This is a genomic window from Candidatus Magnetobacterium casense, from assembly GCF_000714715.1.
GTDB lineage: Bacteria > Nitrospirota > Thermodesulfovibrionia > Thermodesulfovibrionales > Magnetobacteriaceae > Magnetobacterium > Magnetobacterium casense.
In genome coordinates this window covers 16,720-40,838 of record NZ_JMFO01000029.1, presented here as the reverse complement: position 1 = coordinate 40,838, position 24,119 = coordinate 16,720, and the positions used below count along the sequence as shown (strand labels likewise).

The 24,119-nt window shown below is 48.5% G+C and carries 24 protein-coding genes; 3 read left to right on the top strand and 21 right to left on the bottom strand.

What is annotated here, in order from left to right:
• A partial coding sequence (locus Mcas_RS12990; protein ID WP_235203549.1) for an ISAzo13 family transposase occupies positions 1-591 on the bottom strand: 591 nt, incomplete at its 3' end.
• Between the two features lie 58 nt (positions 592-649).
• Between Mcas_RS12990 and Mcas_RS12985 the strand changes: the two genes are divergently transcribed.
• A complete protein-coding gene (locus Mcas_RS12985) occupies positions 650-1,234 on the top strand; it encodes a hypothetical protein (RefSeq protein WP_040335976.1) in 585 nt (194 codons plus the stop codon).
• Positions 1,235-1,585: 351 nt separating this feature from the next.
• Here the strand turns inward: Mcas_RS12985 and Mcas_RS12980 are convergent, their stop codons facing one another.
• From Mcas_RS12980 to darG, 17 genes are all read right to left on the bottom strand, one after another.
• Positions 1,586-2,449, bottom strand: a complete 864-nt coding sequence (locus tag Mcas_RS12980) for a site-2 protease family protein (protein WP_052567432.1) — start codon at positions 2,447-2,449, stop codon at positions 1,586-1,588.
• A gap of 11 nt (positions 2,450-2,460) precedes the next feature.
• Complete coding sequence (rimO, locus tag Mcas_RS12975; RefSeq protein WP_052567430.1) at positions 2,461-3,795, bottom strand: 30S ribosomal protein S12 methylthiotransferase RimO; 1,335 nt, start codon at positions 3,793-3,795, stop codon at positions 2,461-2,463.
• On the bottom strand, positions 3,792-4,334 hold the full coding sequence (locus Mcas_RS12970) for a DUF2062 domain-containing protein (RefSeq protein WP_040335975.1): 543 nt from the start codon (positions 4,332-4,334) through the stop codon (positions 3,792-3,794). Before Mcas_RS12970 ends, rimO begins: the two co-directional genes overlap by 4 nt.
• Positions 4,315-5,367, bottom strand: a complete 1,053-nt coding sequence (gene thiL, locus Mcas_RS12965; RefSeq protein ID WP_156033366.1) for a thiamine-phosphate kinase — start codon at positions 5,365-5,367, stop codon at positions 4,315-4,317. The genes Mcas_RS12970 and thiL overlap by 20 nt, the downstream gene beginning before the upstream one ends.
• Positions 5,339-7,735 carry an endopeptidase La gene (gene lon, locus Mcas_RS12960; protein ID WP_040335974.1) on the bottom strand — a complete coding sequence of 799 codons (2,397 nt, stop codon included), beginning with the start codon at positions 7,733-7,735 and terminating at the stop codon, positions 5,339-5,341. Before lon ends, thiL begins: the two co-directional genes overlap by 29 nt.
• A 10-nt stretch (positions 7,736-7,745) precedes the next feature.
• The gene (locus Mcas_RS12955; protein ID WP_040335973.1) at positions 7,746-8,087 is read right to left on the bottom strand and encodes an Hsp20/alpha crystallin family protein; all 342 of its coding nucleotides are present in this window, start codon (positions 8,085-8,087) and stop codon (positions 7,746-7,748) included.
• A gap of 227 nt (positions 8,088-8,314) precedes the next feature.
• Positions 8,315-8,797: a peptidylprolyl isomerase gene (locus tag Mcas_RS12950; RefSeq protein WP_040335982.1), complete on the bottom strand. Its 483-nt coding sequence runs from the start codon at positions 8,795-8,797 to the stop codon at positions 8,315-8,317.
• A gap of 295 nt (positions 8,798-9,092) precedes the next feature.
• A complete protein-coding gene (mtnP, locus tag Mcas_RS12945; protein ID WP_040335972.1) occupies positions 9,093-9,908 on the bottom strand; it encodes an S-methyl-5'-thioadenosine phosphorylase in 816 nt (271 codons plus the stop codon).
• Between the two features lie 108 nt (positions 9,909-10,016).
• On the bottom strand, positions 10,017-10,892 hold the full coding sequence (gene dapF / locus Mcas_RS12940; RefSeq protein WP_235203541.1) for a diaminopimelate epimerase: 876 nt from the start codon (positions 10,890-10,892) through the stop codon (positions 10,017-10,019).
• Positions 10,893-10,904: 12 nt separating this feature from the next.
• A complete protein-coding gene (gene lysA / locus Mcas_RS12935; protein WP_040335971.1) occupies positions 10,905-12,176 on the bottom strand; it encodes a diaminopimelate decarboxylase in 1,272 nt (423 codons plus the stop codon).
• Positions 12,177-12,325: 149 nt separating this feature from the next.
• Positions 12,326-12,838, bottom strand: coding sequence for a hypothetical protein (locus tag Mcas_RS12930; RefSeq protein ID WP_052567426.1), 513 nt, complete (start codon positions 12,836-12,838; stop codon positions 12,326-12,328).
• A gap of 28 nt (positions 12,839-12,866) precedes the next feature.
• Positions 12,867-14,102 (bottom strand): magnesium transporter MgtE N-terminal domain-containing protein, encoded by a 1,236-nt coding sequence (locus Mcas_RS12925; RefSeq protein WP_162176330.1) that lies wholly within the window; start codon positions 14,100-14,102, stop codon positions 12,867-12,869.
• 33 nt (positions 14,103-14,135) lie between these two features.
• Positions 14,136-14,855, bottom strand: a complete 720-nt coding sequence (locus Mcas_RS12920) for a class I SAM-dependent methyltransferase (RefSeq protein ID WP_081853860.1) — start codon at positions 14,853-14,855, stop codon at positions 14,136-14,138.
• A gap of 321 nt (positions 14,856-15,176) precedes the next feature.
• On the bottom strand, positions 15,177-16,277 hold the full coding sequence (locus Mcas_RS12915; RefSeq protein WP_040335968.1) for an isocitrate/isopropylmalate dehydrogenase family protein: 1,101 nt from the start codon (positions 16,275-16,277) through the stop codon (positions 15,177-15,179).
• Complete coding sequence (locus Mcas_RS12910; protein ID WP_040335967.1) at positions 16,268-17,503, bottom strand: hydroxymethylglutaryl-CoA lyase-like TIM-barrel protein; 1,236 nt, start codon at positions 17,501-17,503, stop codon at positions 16,268-16,270. Before Mcas_RS12910 ends, Mcas_RS12915 begins: the two co-directional genes overlap by 10 nt.
• Positions 17,504-17,556: 53 nt before the next feature.
• The gene (locus tag Mcas_RS12905; RefSeq protein WP_040335966.1) at positions 17,557-18,279 is read right to left on the bottom strand and encodes a coiled-coil domain-containing protein; all 723 of its coding nucleotides are present in this window, start codon (positions 18,277-18,279) and stop codon (positions 17,557-17,559) included.
• Between the two features lie 34 nt (positions 18,280-18,313).
• A complete protein-coding gene (darG, locus tag Mcas_RS12900) occupies positions 18,314-19,345 on the bottom strand; it encodes a type II toxin-antitoxin system antitoxin DNA ADP-ribosyl glycohydrolase DarG (protein WP_040335965.1) in 1,032 nt (343 codons plus the stop codon).
• A 317-nt stretch (positions 19,346-19,662) separates the two neighbouring features.
• Between darG and Mcas_RS12895 the strand changes: the two genes are divergently transcribed.
• Both Mcas_RS12895 and Mcas_RS12890 read left to right on the top strand, forming a co-directional pair.
• Positions 19,663-20,079, top strand: a complete 417-nt coding sequence (locus Mcas_RS12895; protein ID WP_040335964.1) for a ferritin-like domain-containing protein — start codon at positions 19,663-19,665, stop codon at positions 20,077-20,079.
• A gap of 26 nt (positions 20,080-20,105) precedes the next feature.
• Positions 20,106-20,756 carry an HAD family hydrolase gene (locus Mcas_RS12890; protein WP_040335963.1) on the top strand — a complete coding sequence of 217 codons (651 nt, stop codon included), beginning with the start codon at positions 20,106-20,108 and terminating at the stop codon, positions 20,754-20,756.
• A gap of 16 nt (positions 20,757-20,772) precedes the next feature.
• Here the strand turns inward: Mcas_RS12890 and nadD are convergent, their stop codons facing one another.
• The 3 genes from nadD to Mcas_RS12875 form a co-directional block, all read right to left on the bottom strand.
• On the bottom strand, positions 20,773-21,453 hold the full coding sequence (nadD, locus tag Mcas_RS12885) for a nicotinate (nicotinamide) nucleotide adenylyltransferase (RefSeq protein ID WP_040335962.1): 681 nt from the start codon (positions 21,451-21,453) through the stop codon (positions 20,773-20,775).
• A gap of 184 nt (positions 21,454-21,637) precedes the next feature.
• On the bottom strand, positions 21,638-22,735 hold the full coding sequence (locus tag Mcas_RS12880) for a CfrBI family restriction endonuclease (RefSeq protein WP_040335961.1): 1,098 nt from the start codon (positions 22,733-22,735) through the stop codon (positions 21,638-21,640).
• Positions 22,732-23,922: a DNA-methyltransferase gene (locus tag Mcas_RS12875; protein WP_052567423.1), complete on the bottom strand. Its 1,191-nt coding sequence runs from the start codon at positions 23,920-23,922 to the stop codon at positions 22,732-22,734. The genes Mcas_RS12880 and Mcas_RS12875 overlap by 4 nt, the downstream gene beginning before the upstream one ends.
• Between the last annotated feature and the right edge of the window lie 197 nt (positions 23,923-24,119).

The following is a 24,119-nucleotide window of genomic DNA, read 5'->3' as shown; positions in this document are numbered from 1 at the left end:
TACAAGTTCCTTCTTTTTGGTGTCCACAGATATTACTGGTTCTTGACGCTGTTGGAAATCAACCACTTGCTCGTTTATGTATCTAAACTGAGCATCGCGGTCGGGATGGTCTGAACCCTCACGTATCTTCCGGTTCGCTTGTAAACTGTACCCCAAACCAGACAGCAGGTGGGCAACTTTTTGTCTACCAATCACATGTCCTTGGTTTTGAAGAGCAACAGCAAGATTACGAACACTCTTACAGGTCCACCGTAATGGAGACTCAGGGTCTCCTCGGGTAACCGGATCTACCAACCCCTCAATATCTACAAGCACGGATGGGTCTGTTTCAACAACCGGCTTGCGTCCACCTCCAGGTAAACGTATCTTCTTTTTCCCTTTTGAAGGTTTTTCCTTTGATTCAGCAATACGTCTAATTCCTTCATATATCGTTGTCCGCGAAAGACCAGTAGTTCTGGAAACTGAAGTAACTCCTCCTCGTCCCAATGCCTCGGCTTCCACTGCAGCCCACATTCGTCTGCCTTGTTCGTCTAAAACATCTTTGAGTACTTCAAATTTTCTTTGTATCATAAGTTCGGTATCGCTTTGCACTTTTTGATCATAACATATTTAGACACCATTTGTACAAGTTATTTGTGGACAAATCCTAATGGAAAAGTGGAATAGTTACAAGAAAAAGCCTGCAAAAATAACTAAGGGAATAATGACAATGAAAAGCGACAGTTCATACGGACTATGTATAGATATATCACTAAAGGAGGATAAGATTTGTTTAGAATTGAATAGAGATGAGATAGAAAAAAGGAAAAAAAGATTTGGTAAATTGATTATATTTTCAGATATGCTTCAAGCCGAAACAGGTTTCTTGATAGATACATATATTGAAAAGAATATTATCGAAGATGACTTTCATTTATTAAAAGACTCTACAATAATTCGCTTTAGACCAATTCGACATTGGACAGACTCAAAAATACATGCTTATGCTTTTTGTTGCGTTGTTTCAATGACACTCATAAGAGTTATGCAATGGATGGTAGAGCAAAGTGGATATAAAATGAGTCCAACGTTACTTAAGGATGAATTAACAGATATCAAAGAAGTAATAATGGTTTATGACATCAATGAGGCTGAAAGAAGGATTGTCGAATTAAGCACAGTACAAAAGAATCTTTGGAAAGTTTTTAATTTGGAAGAAATAAAAGAGGCTATGTTACTACACAATCCTTCCTAATTTTTCTTTTATTTCCAAGGACTTGTTGCTACGGAAACACCCTCTGTGGAAAACTCCGGATAGATTGTTAACCTTGACATATGATATAGGGACAAAATCAATCGCAACACTGTTAGCCGAGTTTATTAAAAGATTGCTGTGGCAGCCTTAACCTTAATTGTTGGCGTTATTCCCCACCTGAACGATTCTTCTGTTGAGCCAGAGTCTGTTTGTGTAGGTATCGTTGCGCCTTTTTGGTTATACCAAGCTAACTGGAGTTTGCAAGAAGAATAATAGCTTAACCGGTATAGACACTTAACTTTAATTTGCAAACCTGTTTTTGTCTGGTATAGATGCCCGGACAGGGTTCCCTTATGACATTTTAAATGGTTGTGGAATGAATGTCAGGATGAAGATGGACAGGGAGACTAAGGCGGTCTTTTTCCTTGACGGCTGAAGGGGGATGTCGCTAAAGAGTACTGGCGGATGATGTATCCCAAGTATGAGTAACAACAATGTCCAGGTCAACCAACCAGTCCAGAGCCAGATGCCTGATACGCTCAACACCACGAGCAACGTCCGGGACACCCAGGTGTGTATATCCTTTTCAATGGCATAGACGATGTGTCCGCCATCCAGTTGCCCAATTGGCAGCAGGTTCAACGACGTGACAAGAAACCCTATCCAACCGGCAAACGCAACCGGACTCAATAGTACGTCAAACCCCTCCGGGGGCGTCCCTACAATAATCTTTGTCAGCAGGTAAAACAACAACGAATCACCCAACTCAAAGGCCAGGCCATCGGTTACCTCCACCACGTCGGAGTAAAACAACCCAAACACAACCGCTACCAAAGACACAAGAAACCCGGCTATCGGCCCGGAGGCCCCTATGTCTATCAGGGCAGTGCGTGTGGTTATGGGCGACTTCATCTTGATAAATGCCCCGAAGGTACCAAAGATGGATGGTCCGGGTATAAAGTACGGCAACGTGGCTATCGTGTCATGGCTGATGGATGCCAGGTAGTGTGCCAGCTCATGTGCCAGCAGTATAGAGAGGAGTGTCATGGCAAAGGGCAAGCCCTCATATATCCTGCCGGGGTCATCAAGGGGATTGATCCCCTTTTGCAATGCGCCCGCTATTAGCGTAGAGACAAATGTCAGAAAAAAGAGAATTACATGCATGGCAGTCAGCTTCCTCAGCACGTTGTTTACGACAAATGCCAGACTATGCATACAAGTAACGCCTACGCCAGACATCCAACCAGGTCGTATTGCAGGGCAGAGGTTATCTCAACGTCTGTAAAGTCGTACACCTTTGCGGGTGACTGTCCCCTTATGAGCACACTGCCATCGATCTCAGGGGCATGGCAATATAGACGCGCTATGGTCAGTTCGGCTGTGGTCTCATCTATAAGCGCCCTGAAGCGTCTGCCAACGTAACGGGCGTTTCGCTCATAGGATATCTGCCCCTGCATGGACATCAGCTCATCCAGTCTTTTTTTCTTGGTGCGCTCAGAGACCTTATCCGGCAAGTGATAAGCCGCCGTGCCCTCCTCATCGGAATAGGCAAAGACACCAAGACAGTCAAACCCCGCCTCACCGACAAAGGCCTTGAGGCCGTTAAAATCCTCCTGCGTCTCTCCGGGATATCCAACGATAAAGGTCGTCCTCAGCGCCACGTCAGGGATGTCGCGCCGCAACCTCCGGAGCAGGTCGGCATAGTATCTCCTGCCTCCGGCACGGCCCATCGCACGCAGCACCTTGTCCTCTGAGTGCTGCAACGGAATGTCAAGGTACTTGCAGACCTTGTCCTGAGCGCTTATGACCTCAAGCAGGGCGTCACTGAGTGCCGTGGGATACAGGTACAATAAGCGTATCCAGAAATCCCCGCTTATGGCGGCAATGTCACCGATAAGATGCGGCAGGTCATATCCGATGTCCTTGCCATAGTAAGTGAGGTCCTGTGCAACGAGGATCAACTCCTTCTTACCGGCCTTTATACAAGCCTCGGCCTCCGCTATGACAGCGGCAGCGGGGACGCTCCTGAACCCGCCCCTGATGGCAGGGATCACGCAGTAACCACATGGGCGATTACACCCCTCGGCTATCTTTATGTAGGCATACAGTCCCCCGCCTGTTACCCCCGACGGGATAGCATGGGATGCAAATTGAGCCAGGGGGCGCTGCCCCCCAGGGGCAGGTCTGACGCCAGGGCTTAGTGTATCCTTGCAGTAGCGCACGATCTCATCGGCCTTGTCAACCCCCCAGATGGCATCGATCTCTGGCAGCTCCTTTACCAGTTCGTCCTTGTAACGCTGGCTGAGACAGCCAAAGACCACCAGCTTCCTATCCGACCCCTTGTGTTGCGCCAGGTTGATAACCTCGTTGATGGACTCCTCCTTGGCATCGTTGATAAAGCCGCACGTGTTAACCAGGATTATGCCCGCATCCTCAACCGAATCGGTGTTGTATATGCCCTCTCTGTGCAGGGCCCTCAGCAGGTGCTCTGAATCGACCTGATTTTTGGGACACCCAAGGGTTACCAGTGTGACGTAAGGCATGTGCGTGGGTGTTGTCAACTCCCCCCGCCATCATGTTTGTCATCCACGACACAGTCGGCAGGGGTAAGCTCATCGACGTAATCCGCCGGGTTGAGGATATCAACAGGGGGGGGTGTCCGCAAACGCTGCTTCAGACGAAAGATATGCAGGACTATAAAAAACGACAAGACCGCGACTATCACGGAGACAAACAATGACCCCCAGATAAAAGGCATCAGCAACACACCAAAGACACCCATCACGTTTGATAGCGTAAGGTTACCAAAATCAATCGTAATGCCAGTTGCCTCCATCCCCATGAGCTTCATCCCCACCCAGATGCAAAACGTGGAGATCGGAACAATGGTAAAGGGGTTGTTAATATAGGCCGCCGTCAATATCGCCACCTTGTTCAACTTAAATGCCATAGCCAGGACAATAACCAACACCGTATGTAACCCCACCCAGGGGGAAAACGCTATAAGCGTCCCAACCCCAAAGGATACGGCCACCTTCATGGGTGAATCCTCTATCCCCATGAACTCCTTAAGTTTAGCCTTAATTCTTGAAGTGCTCATATCCACACCTTATCAACTCCCGTTGTCTGTTGTCTGTGTCTATAAAAACGAATTCGCTTTCAGTGATCTCTCCGATGCACCGATACCCCGACAGCGACTCGGATGAGGTAAAGAGGTATTGGTAGTCCTCCCCCCCACACAAGGCCAACATGGTTGGATTGAGTCCCAGCAATGCCGCCGCCTCAGTCATTGCAGGTGACTGCGGGAGATTTGCCTCATACACCCTGGCCCCAACGCCACTGTGTTCACACAACCTGCGCAGGTCTATCGACAGGCCGTCGCTTATATCCATCATTGCGCTAACCCTCTCTGTGCCCACCGGGGCGCTGACAACAGGCATCAGGTGTCTGCGCAACAGCGGCTCCATGACATGCCACGCAAGTGGAACGTTTATCGTCTCTGTTATTGTCTCTGGCCTTTCTATGGCCACCGGTCTATTAAGCCTCCGCAGCAGGTGCAATCCGCAGGCCGAATCCCCAAGATTGCCCGTAACATATATTTTGTCTCCGACCACTGCCCCGCTTCTGAGGGCAAGGCTTTGGGCAAACCCAATAAGCGTTGCAGATAAGTTGATCCCGCTTGCCGATGATGTGACATCCCCCCCGATCAAATCTACAGCGTAGGTGGTCAGTGCACTTTCAACACCGTCAAAAAACCCGGCGATGAAACCATCTGCCTCGGCCATCCTGCCAGTGGGTATGCTCATCGTTAGCAACATGTATGCCGGTCTGCCGGCCATTGCATAGATATCACTGACGTTAACCGACACCAGCTTGTGGCCAACCTGAAATGGCGTTGCAAAGGCCATGTCAAAGTGCACACCCTCGGCCATGACATCGGTCGTCAACAGGACATTCTTGCCACCAACCCGCAGCACTGCGGCATCGTCGCCTATTCCAACCATTAGTGTTGGCAGTTCCGGCAACCCGCCATCGGATAGCCTACCGCCGGGTTGTTTTCTTGTAAAGCGTTGCCGTATGTGCTCTATAAGGGCTAGCTCACCATCAACCCTCAACGGGTTTTGATTGCTCAACGGTGCGTTTCCTCTTTATTGGCCTCTTAAGCGCCGTATCCAGGACGTTGTCCATAGTTTCGACAAAGATGAAATCCATGTCTTTTTTGATGTACTTTGGCAGTTCGTCGAAGTCTTTTTCGTTGCGCTTTGGTATTATGATCCTGTTTATGCCCATTCGTTTTGCAGCGAGTGTTTTTTCTTTGAGTCCGCCAATGGGCAGTACAGTTCCCCTGAGGGTCACTTCGCCGGTCATGGCGATGTTCTTGCTTACGGGGATGCCGGTCAGTGCGGATGCAATTGATGTGGTGATCGTGATTCCGGCCGAAGGGCCATCCTTGGGAATGGCGCCGGCGGGTACGTGTATGTGGATGTCTCGCTTGGAGAACTCGTCATCGTCTATTTTCAGGTCTTTTGCCCTGGACCTTACGTATGACAGGGCGGCATGTGCAGACTCCTTCATCACATCGCCAAGTTGTCCGGTGATGGTGAGATTGCCCTTGCCCTTCATTGTGATGGCCTCAACGTATATGATATCGCCGCCAGTCTCTGTCCATGCCAGGCCCGTGGAGACGCCAACCTCATCCTTTTTGATCTCTTCCTCCGGGAGGAATTTTGGGGCACCAAGGAACTTGATCAGATTCTTAGGGGTTGCCGAAAACTTCTTGCCCTTACCCTCGGCAATCTGTCGTGCAACCTTGCGACACAGTTCGGCAATGGAGCGTTCGAGATTTCTGACCCCAGCCTCACGCGTATACTGTGTGATCATAAGGTGCAGGGCGGGATCGGTCAGCCGCAACATGTCGGTTGTCAGGCCGTGCTCTTCAAACTGCTTGGGGATCAGATAGTTTTGCGCTATGCCCATCTTCTCCTCAGTCGTGTAACCGGAGAGGTATATGATCTCCATTCTGTCTTTGAGCGGACCGGGGATTGTGTCGGTGAGATTGCCCGTTGTGATAAACATCACCTTTGTCAGGTCAAACGGTACGGCCAGGTAGTGGTCAACAAAGGAGTTGTTCTGCTCGGGGTCAAGCACCTCCAGAAGGGCCGAGGAAGGGTCGCCCCTGAAGTCGGTACCCACCTTGTCTACTTCATCGAGCATGAAGACCGGATTGTTGGTGCCTGCCTGCTTGATGCCCTGTATGATCCTGCCAGGCAGGGCGCCGACATACGTCCTGCGGTGGCCCCTTATTTCGGCCTCATCACGGACACCTCCCAGGGACATGCGGACAAATTCCCTGCCCAACGCCCGCGCTATGGACTTGCCAAGAGACGTCTTGCCCACTCCGGGCGGACCGATAAAGCACAGGATCGGTCCCTTCATTTTAGGATTGAGTTTGCGGACGCTGAGGTACTCCAGGATGCGCTCTTTGATCTTTTCAAGGTCATAGTGGTCGTCGTTGAGTACCTTTTTGGCTGTCTTTATATCGAGGTTGTCGGTGGTGGCCTTAGACCAGGGCAGCTCTACAAGCCAGTCGAGGTATGTCCTGACGGTAGCGGCCTCGGCACTGTCGGGGTGCATCTTTTCGATCCGTTTGAGTTGTTTCTCTGCCTCCTTGAGTACCTTTTCAGGCATCTTGGCCTCTTCGATCTTTTTCTTGAACTCACGGACTTCCTCCATGCGTTCATCGATGTCGCCTAGTTCCTTCTGGATCGCCTTTAGTTGTTCTCTGAGGAAGTACTCACGTTGAGTCTTGTCTATTTCTCCGCGGGCTTCGCTCTGAATCTTTTGTTGTACCATCAGCAGCTCGATTTCGCGGTTGAGCATTTCGCCAACCTTACTGAGACGTTCCACGGGGTCATCTATTTCAAAGACGTTCTGTGCCTGGTCTGTCTTCAGTCCGATGTTTGAGGCCACAAGGTCGGCAAGCCGTCCGGGGTCATCGAGGTTCTCTATCACGACCATTATATCGGGCAGGATGCTCTTGCCCAGCGAAACCGTCTTGTCTATCTGCTCCTTAACCGTTCTGATCAGCGCCTCTATTTCGAGGGATATCTCGGCGGGCTTCTGTTCTTCGATCTTTTCTATATCGGCTATGTAGAGGTTGTCCTTTTCCTCGATTGTCAGACACCGGGCTTTTGTCAGCCCCTGCACGAGTATCTTGACCCTGCCATCGGGCAACTTCAGCATCCTCATGATCAACCCTACGGTACCCGTAGCATAGAGGTCATCACGTTCGGGATTCTCCACGTTGAGGTCCTTTTGGGTTAGCAGCAGTATCATCCTGTTTGTATTCAGAGAGTAGTCTATGGCACTGATAGACTTCTCACGGCCTACAAACAACGGCAATATCATATATGGAAAGACGACTATGTCTCTTACTGGAAGTACCGGCAATGTATCTGGTATCTCTAGTTCCTTTTCGTCCTTTTTATCACTCTCAGACATCGCTATTATTTTACTCCTTTTCTATTCTTATCAGAATTTCCTTATTTTCGCTCTTATGAAACGTAAGACAAACAACGCCGCCTCTGTAGACGGCCCTGCCGGAGGAGACGTCAACCGCAACAGGTATCTTTATCACTCGCCTGAAGCCCTCAAGAAACCTCTCCATGCACAGAAAGCGGCAGCCAATCGCTCCGCCGCCTCCAACTCCGCCGCCGGAGCGGTCTCTCTTGACTCCCTCTATCACAACAGTGTCGTTTACCACCTTAATCTCAACCTCTCTGGGCTCCATACCTGGCAGGTCTATCTCAAATACGAGCAACTCCGCCGTTTCATATATGTCAACGGGCGGCAACGGCCTGGACTTATCTATAGTATAATACAGACAATCTTTCTGAGTCTTTAACAGAGGCTATACCTCCGTTCTTTTTGATGGTGTCCGCATGTATATTCTCTATCTTTCACGGCAGCAGCGTTTTTGCAACTTCTGGATTCCTGTTTACACAGGAATGACAAACGCCTATCCTGTCATTCCAGCGAAAGCTGGAATCCATGCCCTTAAAGAAGATATGCCCCCTCACCCTATTTAACAACCTCTACGGTCATCTCTATGCGTTCGTTGGGGTTATCCCTGGGGTCTCTAGGTTGAGAGACGATCTTGTCAACCACGTCTATGCCATCGGTGACCTCTCCAAATACGGTATACTGTCTGTCAAGGAAGGGTGCATCGGCGGCACAGATAAAGAACTGCGAGCCGGCGCTGTCGGGATGCCCGGAGCGGGCCATCGAAAGCGTGCCCTTTTTGTGGGGAGTGGCGTTGAATTCGGCCTTGACGGTATAGCCGGGGCCTCCCATACCATGCTTGGACTTGTCCTGCTCCTTGGAATTCGGGTCTCCACCCTGGATCATAAACCCCGGGATAACCCTATGAAAGGTCGTGCCGTTGTAGAACTTTTTTTCGGCAAGTTCTATAAAGTTATTGACGTGATTGGGGGCAACATCGGGGAAGAATTTCAGCTTGATATCACCAAATTTTGTCTTGATAACCGCCTTTGTTTCTGACATCTTTTTAATCTCCTCTTGTGTAAATTTTTTGCTTTTAGGCTCTTGAGAAAAGGCATTCGTCGTGCCCAGGGACAATACACATGCAATTACCAGCAGACATGCCAGGAGCCTGCCGTAGCGTACCCCACACCTGTCACCTGCAACGCTTGCCCTGTCGTGTTTGCACATGGCGCCCTTACCTGTTAGAAAAGTCATAATGTTACAGTCCTCCATTTTTATATCTTAATTTGTTGTTTAGTTAAATTATAGTAAAAAAAAACTAATCGTCAATATGTCCCAAAAATATATCCTTATGCTATGCCTTGGCATCCTTGAGGGCATCCTTGCACGGGCATTGCCGGTGTGGTTCTACGGTGGTCATGGTGGCAGTGAGCAGTGTTGTCAGCGTCTCAAAGGCCTTTGCCATGGTATCCTTGACCTCCGTCACCGTGAGTTTTTCGGAGGTCACGCCGGCGGCGTGGTTTGTAACCACCGCTATGGTACTATAACATATCTGTAGCTCACGTGCCAAGATCGCTTCCGGCATTGCCGTCATGCCTACGACGTCGGCACCTAAGCACGAGTAGGCGCTTATTTCGCGTCTGGTTTCAAGACGCGGCCCCTGCGTGCAGACGTAGACACCATCGTCATAGATTGTGTACTCGTATGTGAGCGTCTTGGACACCTCTATCAGACATGCCCTCAGTTGTGGGCAGAACGGTTCGGTGAAGTCCACGTGATAGACCTCGCCTTCTTCGTAGAAGGTTGAGGGGCGACCGTGTGTCATGTCAATTATCTGGTCTGGGATGACCATGTCCCCGGGATTTAACACCTTGTTGATGGCGCCGGTTGCACCCACCGCAAATATCCGGTTTACGCCAAGCTCTCTGAACCCCCAGATGTTGGCGCGGTAGTTGACCTTGTGTGGCGCTATGCTGTGACCCGACCCGTGGCGCGGTAGAAACAACACGTCTCTGCCCGCTATCCTCAGCGCCTTATAGCGATCAGAGGGCAAACCATACGGCGTATCCACCGATATCTCTTCGATCAACTCTATGCTTGTATCAGCAGGTCGGTCATTGTCTCCAATGTTGTAAAAACCACTGCCGCCAATAATCCCTATCTCCGTCATCGTATATCTCCTGATTTTTTTTATCGTAATAGTTCACCCCCCTAAGAAGAAAAGACAAAGAAGGGGGCAGCGAGGGGTCAAGCGCCCCGGCATAAAAGGTGGGCTTCTTTACGTTAACTCTGCCGAACCGTTAAAAACCCTTGTAGCGGGGCCGGTCATGTATACGTGGCCATCAGCTTGCCGCCATTCTATGTGGAGTTTACCACCCCTCAGATGTACCGTGACTGCTCTGTCGGTAAGACCTTTTATACTGGTTGCCACGGCCACGGCACATGCCCCCGTGCCACAGGCAAGCGTCTCACCCGCACCGCGCTCCCATACACGCATCCTTACCTCCGTGCGACTTAACACCTCGATGAATTCAACGTTGGTTCTGTTTGGAAATAGCTTGTGGGTTTCAATCAACGGGCCGTACCGGGCAACGGGAAAACCGTCAACGTCCTCCGTTATAATAATTGTGTGTGGATTACCCATTGAAACGTGGGTTATCGCAAACACCCTGTCTGCGACCTCTAAGGGATAACCGATGACCCCGCCAACGGAGTCCATCGCTATGGAGCTTACCTCTAACTGCGGAATGCCCATGTCAACACATATGAGGTCGCCTGCACGTTGGGGCCTGATCACACCTGCAAGGGTATCTATTGCCAGGGGGTTGTTGCCGGAGAGGGCTTCGTCCCATACGTATTTTGCCAACGCCCTGATGCCGTTGCCGCACATTTCTACCTCGGAGCCATCGGCGTTGTATATCTTCATCTGAAAATCAAATTGATCGGATTGCTCCTTACAGTTGTAGTTCCGCTCCGATGACGGCAGGAGCAAGAGTATTTGGTCAGCCCCCACGCCAAAACGCCTGTTACAGAGTCCTGGCGCCATAGACTGCCAGTCTTGACCCGTAAGGGCCTGTAACTGCACCTGCCTGAGGCAATCCACAAGTATGAAGTCGTTGCCAAGCCCGTGCATCTTAACAAAGTCTATCTTCACTGCACTGACAACCTACGTGTCAGACGGGTTCTTCAGGAACTCCGGTACGACCTCGTGTCTCAGCAGGTCGTCAAAAGACTCACGCTTGCGCACGAGGTAGTGTTCGGTCCCCCTGACGAGGACCTCGGCGGCCCTGGGTCTGCTGTTGTAGTTTGAACTCATGGAGTATCCGTATGCCCCCGCACTCATAATGGCTGCATACTCGCCGGGGAGCAGCGACTGTATCTCCCTGTCCTTGCCCAAGAAATCGCCCGATTCGCAGATAGGACCAACCACATCGGCAAAGACCATCTTGCGTTTGCGCTTATGCACGGGCATGATGTGATGATATGCCCCATACATGGCAGGCCGTGCAAGGTCGTTCATGCCGGCGTCAACGATCATAAATTCCCTGTCGTGCCCCTTCTTGATGTACAGGACTTCCGTTATAAGGATACCCGCATTGCCAACCAGGGTCCTTCCCGGCTCCATTACCACCGTGATATCCCGACCTTGAAGGATCGGGATTATCTTGTTGGCAAGTTCCGAGGGGTGAGGGGGAATCTCATCGAGGTACTGTATGCCCAACCCACCGCCAATGTCGAGGTACTTCATGTCTATGCCTTCTTCCTTGAGCGAGTCTATCAGGGCAACGAGCCGGTTGAGTGAGTCAAGAAACGGCGCCAGACTGATTATCTGTGAACCGATGTGCTTGTGGATACCCACCACGGAGATGTTTTTCAATTTGTTGGCCTGCTTGTAGGACTCCAGGGCCTGCTCAAAGGGAATCCCGAACTTGTTCTCCTTCAACCCCGTTGATATGTAGGGATGGGTGCCAGGGTCTATGTCGGGGTTTACACGTAGCGCCACGGGGGCCTTTATACCCAGCTCACCGGCTATCCTGTCAATGGCCGCAAGCTCCTGCTCAGACTCTACGTTGAACATCATGATACCCTCAGAGAGGGCATAACGTATCTCATCGTCCTTCTTGCCGACACCGGCGTAGACAATGCGCTCGGGCGGGATACCTGCCTTTCTTGCCCTGTATAGCTCACCCCCGGAGACTATGTCTGCCCCCCCGCCAAACTCTCCAAATATCCGCAGCACTGTTCCGTTGGAGTTCGCCTTCAGGGCAAAGCACACAAGATGCGGGAAGTCCTTAAAGGACTCGTCGTAGGCCTTGAAGTGCCTCAGCAGGGTGTTGTAGCTGTAGACGTAAAGAGGTGTCCCGTACTGTTGCACAAGCGTTGTCACTGGTACGTCCTCTGCATGCAAGAGGTTATTTTTGTAGGTAAAATAATGCACTTACACTCCTTAGTCTCTAAATTTTAGCTACTATGATATAACATTTGAGATCAATTTGCAATTCATTATTTTTTGCAGTGGCAATTTTTTTAATCACCCCCGGGGGATTGCTCTGCCAAGGCAGCCTTCCCCCCCGAGTGTACACCTCTTTATTTCTGGTCTGCATGCCCATGTCTGACAAGCCTGTAGGTGGCCCCCTCGACGTCTACCTCATATATATCGAAGTTATCCTCCAGAGAAAACCCCTCGTGGTGTATGGCGAAGTTAAGCGACAATGACCCCTCCGGTCCGCTACAGACCCGATGAAAGACGCCAGGGGGCCAGGCAAGCATGGCAGGACCTTCGTAGAGCAGTTGTCCATCCTTTTTGATGCTGTCTGTGGTTACTTCGACGACCTCAACCCTGCCGTGCCTGGGCGTATACAGTTGCGTAACCCTGGAGCCCTTAAACACCAGGAGGTTGTCCGTCTGGGCCTTGTGGTAGTACCACAGGGAGCGCACATCCCCCTGGATGGTAGGCGACTGCGCATTTGGCCCGTGCTCCACCCGGTCAACAGAATCGATCCGGGGCAGCCGCTGCAACGGGGTTATATGAAACTTGACCTGTGGCGTGTTCCTGAACTCACGAAGCGGGATTATTTCGTAAAGACCCTCTATGTGCATCTGTGTCATCCTCCATTATGACGATTTTTCATATTTTTTTTCGTTTCCTCCGGGCACTTGGAGGCAATATTCTGTCAACGATGTCGTCAACGGTTACAAGGCCAACCATCTGTCCGTCATCATCCACAACGGGGATGGCAACGAGGTTGTACTTGGATATCTTGGCGGCCACGATGTCCTCATCGTCGTCGGGTTTGACGGACTTTATGTTGGTTGACATGATTGAGGACAGACTCATTTCGCCATCTGAGAGCAACATGTCCTTCAGGGATACCACGCCAACCAGAACACCATACTTGTCGGCCACATACAGATAGTAGATGGTTTCAACATCGTGCGCCTCGGTCTTAAATCGCTCAATGACCTCCCGCACCTTTGTTTCGGAACTGTAGAGCAAGAACTCGGTATTCATCAACCCGCCGGCGGTGTCTTCCTCGTGACTGAGCAGTTCGTGGATGTTTTCGGCGTCCTCTTGCTCAAAGGAATCGAGTATCTGCTTGGTCTTGTCTTTGGGCAGGTCGCTCAGTATGTCAACGGCGTCATCGGGGGCCATCTCCTCGATGATGGCAGCGGCCTTTTCGGGGTCCATGTTGGAGAGTATCTCCACCTGTGTGCCGGACTCCAGCTCAGAAAGGGTTTCGGCGGCAGACTCCACATCCAGGGAACGGAAAAAACTCGCACCCTCAGCCCGTGACACCGAGCTGATTATGTCGGCCAAGTCTGCCGGGTGTATTTTTGCCAGCTTCTGGGTTACCTTCAGCGAAATCGACTTTAACCGCGGACTTAACGGCTGCAGGTAGTCCCATCTGATCAGGTTCTCCGGCAGGTGCAGCTTTAGCAAAGCCAACAGCTCTATTGCCTTTTTCTCCACCCCCAGGCGCCTGAGCAATCCCCGCATACCAACGTCTATGGCTACAAGAACCGCCCAGTTCCTGTAGCCCTCGATCTTTATGTCGTTGACCCTGACCACCTTGGCCCCGTTAATGTCCACGACCTGTTTGTCCAGTACGTCACGTGCGGCAAGCAGGTCTGCATCGAAGGAGTCGTACCCTGGCAGGTTGTCATGCTGCAACGTTGTGGTCATCATCCTCCTGTTGAATATGCTCAGGCTCTTGTAATCCACCCTGTAAAAGCTGTCCCTGCTCTTTATGATAAGCGCCTCGATCCTGGGCAATGTCTCACCCTTTACGACAAGGACGTCGTGTATCTTGCCAAGCTCCTCGCCCTTCATGTCAAAGACAGGCTTATGCAATATGTCACTCAAAAATATTTCGCCAGAGAGCGGCATATTATCCCGTTACGTTGTCCGTCTGAAGCGACAAAAGGTAAACCGTTGCATCCCCTTTGCAGGCGTAACGTGATCTATGCCAAAGGACTCCAATAATTCAAACTCGTCTCCAAACTCGGCATGCAGAGTCTCCGGGCTATACCTCACCACATCCAGGCCACTGCACTTCTGCGGACCATCTATGGCAAAGGTCGCTACGATAAGGTGTCCGCCTGGCTTTAACGATTGCTTGACCGCCCGGACATACTTCCTGCGGTCATCGGCATCCGTGAGGAAGTGAAAGACCGCCCGGTCATGCCAGAGGTCATACCGCTCCGGGAGTTTAACCCCGGTGATATCGGCCTCAAGCCACTTGACCCTGTGGGCTTGTTCCCTGAGTCTCTGGCGTGAGTTTGCCAGTGCAGAGGCCGAAATATCCAGGACGGTTATCCTCTGATAGCCATCTGCCAGGAGCATATCCGCAACACTTGACGTACCGCCTCCCACGTCTATGATGTTGCCATCGGGACCAACCCCTGTGGACTTGATCAGTTTCAGTGAGACCTCCGGATACTCCTCATACCAGCTTACCTGAGTGGGCAGCTTGTTTTTGTAGACGCCCTCCCAGTGCTCTTTACGGTTGAATAGGGAGGTTTTTGGCTCTTCCGGCTTTTGGACGGGTTTTGGCGCAACCTCGGCGTATTCCTTGCCTATTGCACATCGTAAGTCTTTGTGATTAATGTCTTCCATATCCATTGAACTCCTCTGTCAGTTTAGCTCTCCTGCACTGTTTGTTAATGTCCCTCGATTTCTGTTATTAACCTCTGCCGCTTAACTATATTATAGCAGAATGTTTAAAAATCAAGCCTGCGGTCTGCGCATGATGGGGTCAAGGGGTCCGTGACCCCTTGCGGGGGGTTCTGAAGGGGGCCAGGTGCGACCTGGAGCGCCAAGAAGCGGAGCCGCCCCTTTTTTTCTTACGGTCAAATGCTATTACCCTGCCCAGTGCGACTTCTATGGCAGGGGCACCTCACCCCCTGGAGCGAAAAATAAGCGTAGTCACCCTTTTATTCACGCCTGTAATCGTTTGACTATTTCGTCGGCCACGTTGGAGGTGCCTATGGCTGTGGGGTCATCGGGGGAGGGTTTCATGTCGTAGGTAACGAACCTGCCTTCCCTGATCAGGTCTGCAATGGTGCTATCGAGCCTTGAAGCCTCCTCTCTGTGCCCGAGGTAGTGCAGCATCATGACACCGGAGAGCATCATGGCCATCGGATTGACCTTGTTCAGCCCCTTGTACTTGGGTGCACTGCCGTGGGTTGCCTCAAAGACCGCAACACCGGCTCCGATGTTCGCCCCAGGAGCCAACCCCAGTCCGCCAATCAGGCCGGCCGCAAGGTCTGACACGATGTCGCCATAGAGATTGGGCAACACCAGGACGTCATAAAGCTCCGGCTTCTGAACAAGCTGCATACACATGTTGTCGATGATCCTGTCCTCAAACTCTATGTCCGGATAGGACTTGGCCACCTCCCTGGCTACCTCCAGGAATAATCCGTCGGAATGCTTCATGATGTTGGCCTTATGGACAGCGGTGACTTTCCTGCGGTTGTTGTTCCTTGCATAATCAAAGGCAAAACGCACTATCCGCTCGGTGCCATAGACCGATATGGGTTTGATACTTACCCCCGAATCCGGACGGATCGGCTTACCGGACTTGGCCGCTATGAAGTCAATCAATTCCGTTGTGACCTGTGCGTCCTTCTGGAACTCTATGCCGGCGTAGAGGTCTTCGGTATTTTCCCTGACCACTACCAGGTCTACGTTTGCATAGATGCTCCTTGCCCCTGCGTATGACTTACAGGGTCTGAGGCAGGCATAGAGGTCAAGTTCCTGTCTCAGTGCGACGTTTATACTCCTGAAGCCCGTCCCCACCGGCGTGGTGACCGGACCTTTAATAGCAACCTTGTTGTCCTTGATGTTGTCTATGACCCGTTGAGGCAAGGGCGTACCCTCTGCCTCATAGACGTCCGTACCGGCATTCTGGACATCCCAGTCTATCTTGACTCCCGTGGCGTCGATCACCCGTACCACGGCCTCTGAGACCTCCGGGCCAACGCCATCTCCCGGGATCAGGGTCACCCTGTGTCTGCCGGATGGTTCTATATGCATACCCGTAGTATCTCCCTCACCTCTTCCGGGTTACTGGCGATAAAGCGCAGTTCGTCATCGGTAAGAGGCTTTTGCGTATGGAGGTTGGCATACTGCACGAGTTCAAGGACATCACGTGCCTCTTCGTCGGTGGCAAAGTAGACGCCAAGGTTGTCGTAGACGTGCCTGAATCCCTTGATGCCGCCATATGCCCCGGTGGTTATCACCCTTCCGGTCTGAAGCAGGTCGGGCACCCCACGGCCAACGTCCTCGGGGTCGTAAAGCTCGTAGTTTCTCCTGTCTTTGAGGGCGCCATCTGCGTGGATACCGGACTCGTGTGCAAAGGCGTTTGCACCCACTCCGGGCTGATTGATCGCTATGGGCAACCCAAAGGCATACGATGCGTACTTGGCCAACCGCCAGGACAACTTCAGATTAACGTTATCACCAAGTATAGGATTGTCCCTGAAGTAGGACGAAAACCGCAGTGCCAGGAGGATTGAGACCAGGTCGGCGTTACCTGCACGCTCTCCGTAGCCGTTTACCGTGGTATTGATGTATGTGTCAATCCCACACTCAAGCGCCGCCCGTGCACCCGCTATTGATATTGCCTCGGCCATGCCCAGGTCGTTGTGGCAGTGCATCTCAATAGGAAAGCCGGTCCGTTCGGAGAGCTTTTTTATGTTTTCATACATGGATATTGGTCCTTCCGTACCCAGGGTGTCACAGTAGCGGAACCTGTCAGCACCGGCCTCCTTGCCTGCTATGATGAATTCTTCAAGCCTTTCGATTTCAGTTCGGGAGGCATCCTCTGCATTGACACCAATGGTTTCGATCCCTTGAGCCTTGGCCGCCCTTACGGCCTCTGCCATGCCCTTGACCACATCGGCAAAGGTCTTCTTGCCCTGGAACTTCCCGCGCAGGAGGATATCCGAGGTAGAGGCGGAGATGTTAAGATGTTTTATCTTAGGACAGTTCTTGAATGTAAGCTCTATATCCTCCAGGACAGCCCTGCACCAGCCTTCAAGGTGTATGTTTTTTATTACCCCTTTTTCATACAGTTTGAGATTTGCGTTGATATAGCCGATCTCATGTCTCAAGGTAGGAAATCCCACCTCGCTCTGGTATACACCCATCTCATCCAGATAGACGTTTAGCATCGTCTTTGACAGTTTGGGCAACAGTATCCTGGACGTCTGAACACCGTCGCGGTTGGTTACGTCAATGATATGTACTTTATTAGCCATTGGCCACCTCTTTCTTTAGATTTTTTTAAGATATAATATAACAGGCTGCTGTGTTAAATATCAAGGCGTCTGTCATGTTCAACCCTCTTGAATCCCCTGCGTATGGTATGGCTGTCTACGCCTTTTTCCCTGGCAAATGCCCGCAGACTCAGGTAATCTTTGTCTTTTGGGGTTCTGCCTTTATTTCTCCGGTGATATTCGTCATACCACAGGGGGTCAAACTTGCCTTTTATGCGATCTCTTGCCGGCTCTGTTACTTCTGGCGGTTTTGGCTGCACTGCCGCAACATCGTCCTGGTCTGTTGGTGTTTGATGTTCCGTATCGTGGCAATGAATCTGTAACTGAGCGATGTAAGCCTCTCTCTCAATCAGTTTCTGTTGTAACATGGCATTTTCACTCTTGGCCGAGTCTATTTCACTCTGCAACCTGGCCATGCAACTGTCATACTGGGACTGTGCAAATCGGAGTTCCTGCTGTAGTCTGTCAATGGTCATCCGCTTGGTTTCAGAGGCCTTGCGCAGACCCGAGTTGAGATCCTTAAAGTTCTCTATCCCTACGCGTAATCTCGACAATTGTTTTGTCACCAGCATGTGATTGTCTTGCAGGCTGGTGTAGTTGTTGACGAGGTTGTCATAGTCTGCCCTCAACTTAACATACAGAGTTTGGACGATCTCAATTTCTGATGTCCTATCATCAGGGTCTTGCGTTTTCTTCAGACGCTTGAGCTTATCTATCTCTGCCTGCAACCAGGCTATTACCTTATCTATGACATTCACGTGTGTCTAAATCCTGTCCAAGATATTTTCCGTCTTACAACCATCTATGTTCACGGAGCCTTGACCAGGCCTTTTTGATATGCTCAGGATTAAAAGTCTTCTCTTTGTATTCACTCCATGATTTAAAACCATCCATGGCGGCATAAAAATTCTCCTTTACGGCGGGATACTCCCGACCAAGCCAGTGTACTGTTGACAGGAGTTCTATTCCGTATGGTGATTCATAGCCATCAATGAGCCGCATAACCGTCTCAAGCCGCTCAGAGGTGTCTTGATTGCATTGGAGAATCTCTCTGGCTTCCTCGATGGCACTGGCTGTTAAACGTATAGAGGCATCACAACTTTTGTCTCCATATCCCGTTATAAAATGCCCCTCCATTCGTCGTAAAACGTGATTCAGAGCCTCAGCATAAGGACCGTATTTCCCTTTTACAAAGTTCAGGTTTAACGGTTCTCCTGCAACTTGCAAGAAATAAGCAAGCTTTTGTATCTCTATCAACGTCAAACGGTACCCTGGAATTATATACTTTTCAATCAAACAGATAAGCGCTGCACGACTTGACTTCATCTCGGGTCTTTTAGTTGTCATGGGCATATCCTCTGTTTTTGGTACGCCGGATGGCTCGTATAAGACAACGTTAATATCCGGAAGCTCCTCAAAGGCAGCTTCAATGCAGTTCAACACATCAACCCACCGTAAGCCGCCATTTCCACAACCTAACGGTGGAATGGCAATTGACTTTATACCTTTGTTTCTTATAACCTCCATCAGAGACTTTATCCCGTCTTCAATGTCAGTAAGGCTGGATTTGCCCTTCCAATGCTGTTTTGTGGGAAAATTTATAATGTAACGTGGATTAATCATTTTATCAGTGTGGTAAACAAACATCTTGCCAATTCGTACCTCTTGCTGATTACATGCCTTTTTATATGCGTTATAATTGTCGGGAAATGCCCGTTTAAATTGCAAGGCAATACCCTTCCCCATCACTCCCACAGTGTTAACCGTGTTAACAAGGGCTTCAACATCAGCTTCCAGCAGATTCCCTCTTACATGTTTAATCATAAAAAGTCCTTCTCTTTAATAATACCATTTTTGTTCAATTTATACTATCACAATACAGACCATTGCGATTGATAATGGACTCCATGTTACGTATGTCTGTAATGTGATATAATTTCATAACGTCTATTTTCTTGACGGAGCAACACCTCGCAATTTTTCATGAAATCAGCTAAATACATGTTAGTTATTATATCATATTTATGAATTACTGTAAAGGATTTTTTCAATTGACTTGTCTGGATTAATCTTATTATAATCTCTAAAGAGCATAATGATACGATACAAAATTGACAGACAAAACAAAAGGAGGATTTTTTATGGCAAGCAATGCACTGATGGACATGTTGAACCAGGCCATAGCAAGGGAATTAAAGGTGAGCATCCAGTATATGTTTCAGCATATAATGATCAAGGGCAAGCGAGCAAAGTTCATAGGTGCAGAGTTCAGGGCGATAGCTATTGCCGAGATGCTTCATGCCGAAAAGATAGCGGAACGCTTGCACTATCTGGGCAGGACGCCAACCACGGTCCCCGAAACACCTGACATCGAGGGCACTGAGCAGGAGATGCTCCAAAAGAATATCAACGAGGAACTGGCCGCCATTGAGCTATACAAAAGGATCATCAAGCTGGCCAATGACGAGGCTGACTCCACAACCAGGATACTCTTTGAACAGATACTGGCAGAGGAAGAACTGCACCACAACACCTTCACTACGCTGTTGGGCGAGTAGCTGGCACTAAGGCCCTTACCTGACACATGCAAGTTAAACTGATAGTCTTTGACCTTGACGGCACTCTGGTTGATTCGATAGCGGATATAGCACAGGCGGTCAATTACACCATGGCCTGTTTTGGCTTGCCTGGGCTGACCGCAGAGGAGGTCAAGGGTTACGTTGGCGAGGGCATGGGCAATCTGCTATCCAGGGCATCGGGTGGCAGACTCGTTGAAAAGCAGGACGCCATGCTGGAGGTCTTTGTCAACTACTACCTGCAGCACGTCATGGACTACACGAGGCCATACGATAAGGTCATAGAGACCCTTGAGGCGTTATCTGCCTGCAAGAAGGCCGTGGTCAGCAACAAGACGAAGGCGCTATCTGAGCAACTGCTGTCAGGGCTTGAGATGGCGCCCTACTTTGAGCTGGTCAGTGGCTCCGACACCTTTACTCAACGCAAGCCATCCCCCCTGCCGGTGCTCAGGACAATGGAGATACTTGGGGCCTCCCCGCAGGAAACCTTGATGGTAGGCGATAGCAGCTACGACATCGAGGCAGGCAGAGGGGCCGGTGCCACAACCGTAGCCGTTGCCTACGGATACAGACCAATCGAAACGCTGAGAGAGGCCGACTTCATAATCGAAAATGACCTCGGTCAACTGCTCCCTATAATACGCCAGTTGTCACTATAGACCACACACCCACGCATTAAGTCAGACTGGTGGATTTGTACAGCCCCTTGACGTTTATGTATGTATGCACGTCGTGGTGCAGGAGGTGGGTTGTGTCTTTGCCCAGACGGGTCAACTCCCTGATGGTTGAAGAGGCAATCTCCAGGGGTGTAACCTTGCAGAGAATGAGGCTTTTACCGCCCCTGACCGGTAACTCTATGGAGGTGTGGCTGGCACCTTCAAACCCCTCCAAGACTTCCTCCGGTGTCTGAATAAACGGTGATTTCAGCAAATCCGGCGCACGCCAGGGGGGCCTTGTTGTCACGATAAAGCTGGTAGTTGAGACGATCTGTTCAGGCAGGTGCCAGTTGGGCAAATCCAGGAAGGTGTCTATCCCTGCAATGAAAAACAACTCACTGCCCGGAAATTGTGCTTGCATATCCATGAGGGTCAGGAGGGTATAGGAAGGCCCCTGTCGCCTGGTTTCTACCTCGGATATCTCAAGATGCGAACTATCACCGATGGCCAGCTTAATCATCGCAACCCTGTCGGCAAAGGATACGATGCCTTCCCGCTTTATCGGAGGGTTGTAAGAAGGGATAAAGATGACCCGCTGAAGGCGGCAATGCAACCATATCTCCTGTGCCACCGTTAAGTGCGCTACATGGATGGGGTTAAATGTACCGCCGTATAGGCCAATCCCGTGTCTTTCACTCATTGCGTACTAGTATCTGCACATCATATGCGAAAGAATAAAGAAGAAGACAATTCTGCCTTCCTGGTAATCCAGGACGCTTCAAACCCGGCCATAAAGAAGACCTCTTGCTCCCATCAAAGTGTTACGTTTTTTTAGTATTTAATCAACTCGAAATCTGCTACAGACCACATACCAGTTTAGAGTGCTATTTTAAGAAAGATTCAACTGGTACGTTTTTCATTTTTTCGTTTAAATAAGAGTGCAGTTTTTCATTTGGAATATTTAATATTTCGTGTTTGTACTTGAGAACCTTATTTAATTCTTCAGCAATAAGCTTTATCCAATAACTCATACTCATCTGAATTATTGTCCCATCAATTTTTTTTGCCATTTCATAAATTCTGCTTCCTTCCCCAATTTTATCAACAATGATAAATGTCGCCATAAAATGCGTTGACCTTCCATATTTTAATTCTTTGTCAAACCTTGATACTTTATCTAATGAAATCTCTGTGTTTCCTCTTCCGATAAAACCGATATCAAATCTTATCCCTTTCCCTGCTTTGTAGATTAAAGTTGCATCGCTCTCTCGTTTTTCACTCCTTTGCGATAACCAAAATACTTTATCAAAACTTTTTTCTTTTTGATTATGGTCAACTAACTTAAATCCAAGTATATGCAGAAGCGACCCCAATATTAAACGCTCAAATAACTTGCCATACGTTGATTTCTCCGATCCCCTGATTGTTAATGTCTGCGCACCAACTACGCTAAGTATATGGATAATGTTTTTCCAGCCTAAAGTCTGCGTGTCAAAACCTGGTAATGAAAGTTTACATTCCAATTCGCCATAAATTTTTTGAAAATCATGTGCTACATTAGTGAGGGTATTGTCGAATTCCGTTATATAATTGATAAATTTTTCCGGGTCATCACGTAAAATATTCTGGACTGCTTTTTCTGTTAGACCAAGCAACCAATTCAGAATCCATTTATCATTTTTATTTAATATGCCATTTTTTAATCGCTCTGATGCCGATTTTATTGAGGTTTCAATGAAATCATCAGTATTTTGGCATCCTTTTAAGAACATAATGATTGTTGAACCATTTAATATGGAAATTCTTTTTCGTGTTAATTTTTCTGTTGAGTTTCTTAGGTTTTCTCCACAAAGAACTGCATGAATAACTTGTTTAACAGTTTCAATTCCAATTTGTTTAATAAAATGACTTCCTTCAGCATTAAAAACTTCTAACCCTTCTTTCGGCATTAACGCTGCAAGATTATCAAGCTCCCTTGTCATTCTATTAACTTCATTTGTATAGGATTTATCTTAGGTCGGTTAGTATTTATCCAATGGATATCTTCTATTTTTCCGTTAAGCCATACTTGAACTCTTTTTTTTATTGTTTCTATGTATTCCATATTTATATCCACCAATACAAATCGTCTGTTAAGAGAAATAGCTGCCTCGCCAACAGTACCAATACCTGCGAATGGATCTAATACTACATCCTTTTTAAATGAATAATACTGAATTACTTTTTGTGCTAATTCGAGTGGGAATATTGCCGGATGATTTTTATCATGAACTGGTTTTATTTTCCAAACATTTGTCTTTTCATATCCATCAGGTATCTTGGATTCCTTGAGCAGTTTTTTATCAGGAAAATTTCTTATATACCAGTCAATCAGTTTATCACTTTTTTTCCGATAAACCAAAACATATTCTGTTACAGGGACAGTCTTATATTGCAGAGGATTCCTATCAGCAGCAAATCGCCTTCCTCTTCCTGTTGCCCATCCTGCACCCTCTGGTTTAACCCAAATAATATCATCTACAAATTCATATCCTTCTTCAACAAATAATCTATGAAAATCAAATGGAACGGCTATTCGTTTAGATGTCTCGTTTCTATTCGCTCGTCTAACTAAAACAGGAGAAACATTTATAACAAAAAATCTACCATCCGACAATACCCGATGTGCTCTTTGTAACACTTTTCTTATCTTTAAAAGATAATCCTCATAAGAAATGTAGTCTGTATATTCAGGTCGAGCATTGTAATATGGTGGTGACGTAAAAATTAAATCTATAGATTCTGTAGGTATTAGTTCTAATATTTCTTCACTATCACCAAATGCAACTGTATTTCTTATAGATGACAGAACATATTTTTTAAGTCCAATTTTGTTTTGTTTTTTTTGCGGTTTACCATTTCTACCAAGTAATCTTTTTTCTAATATATCTTTCTTGGTGGTTTTTGATTCAACAATTAAAGACGATTTTGCATCAATGACAATTTCTCCAATACATTCACCAATTGAATTCATTAACGGAACTCTCCAAATATTATATCTATCGTCAATTTCTGGTAAACCAAATGATAGAACATTTTGTAATTCTATTTCTTCCAGATAAAGATGACTTATTTCTTTGGCTTGTCGAACATTCAAGACACCATACTTTTTTTCTTCAGCATATGTCATTTATTGTTATTATCCTTTATTCTTCCCGATTCCTTATAAATTAACCCCTTACCGGCTATGCCTTTAACTCTGTTGCCGGTTCTGAAGCCGTCTATCACACCTCGTTGATCCCGTCTAAAGCTAAACTTATTACAATATCTCATCTTTCCTTAATTAAGATATCAGATATATTTTGCTTTGTCAAGTACATAATTTCC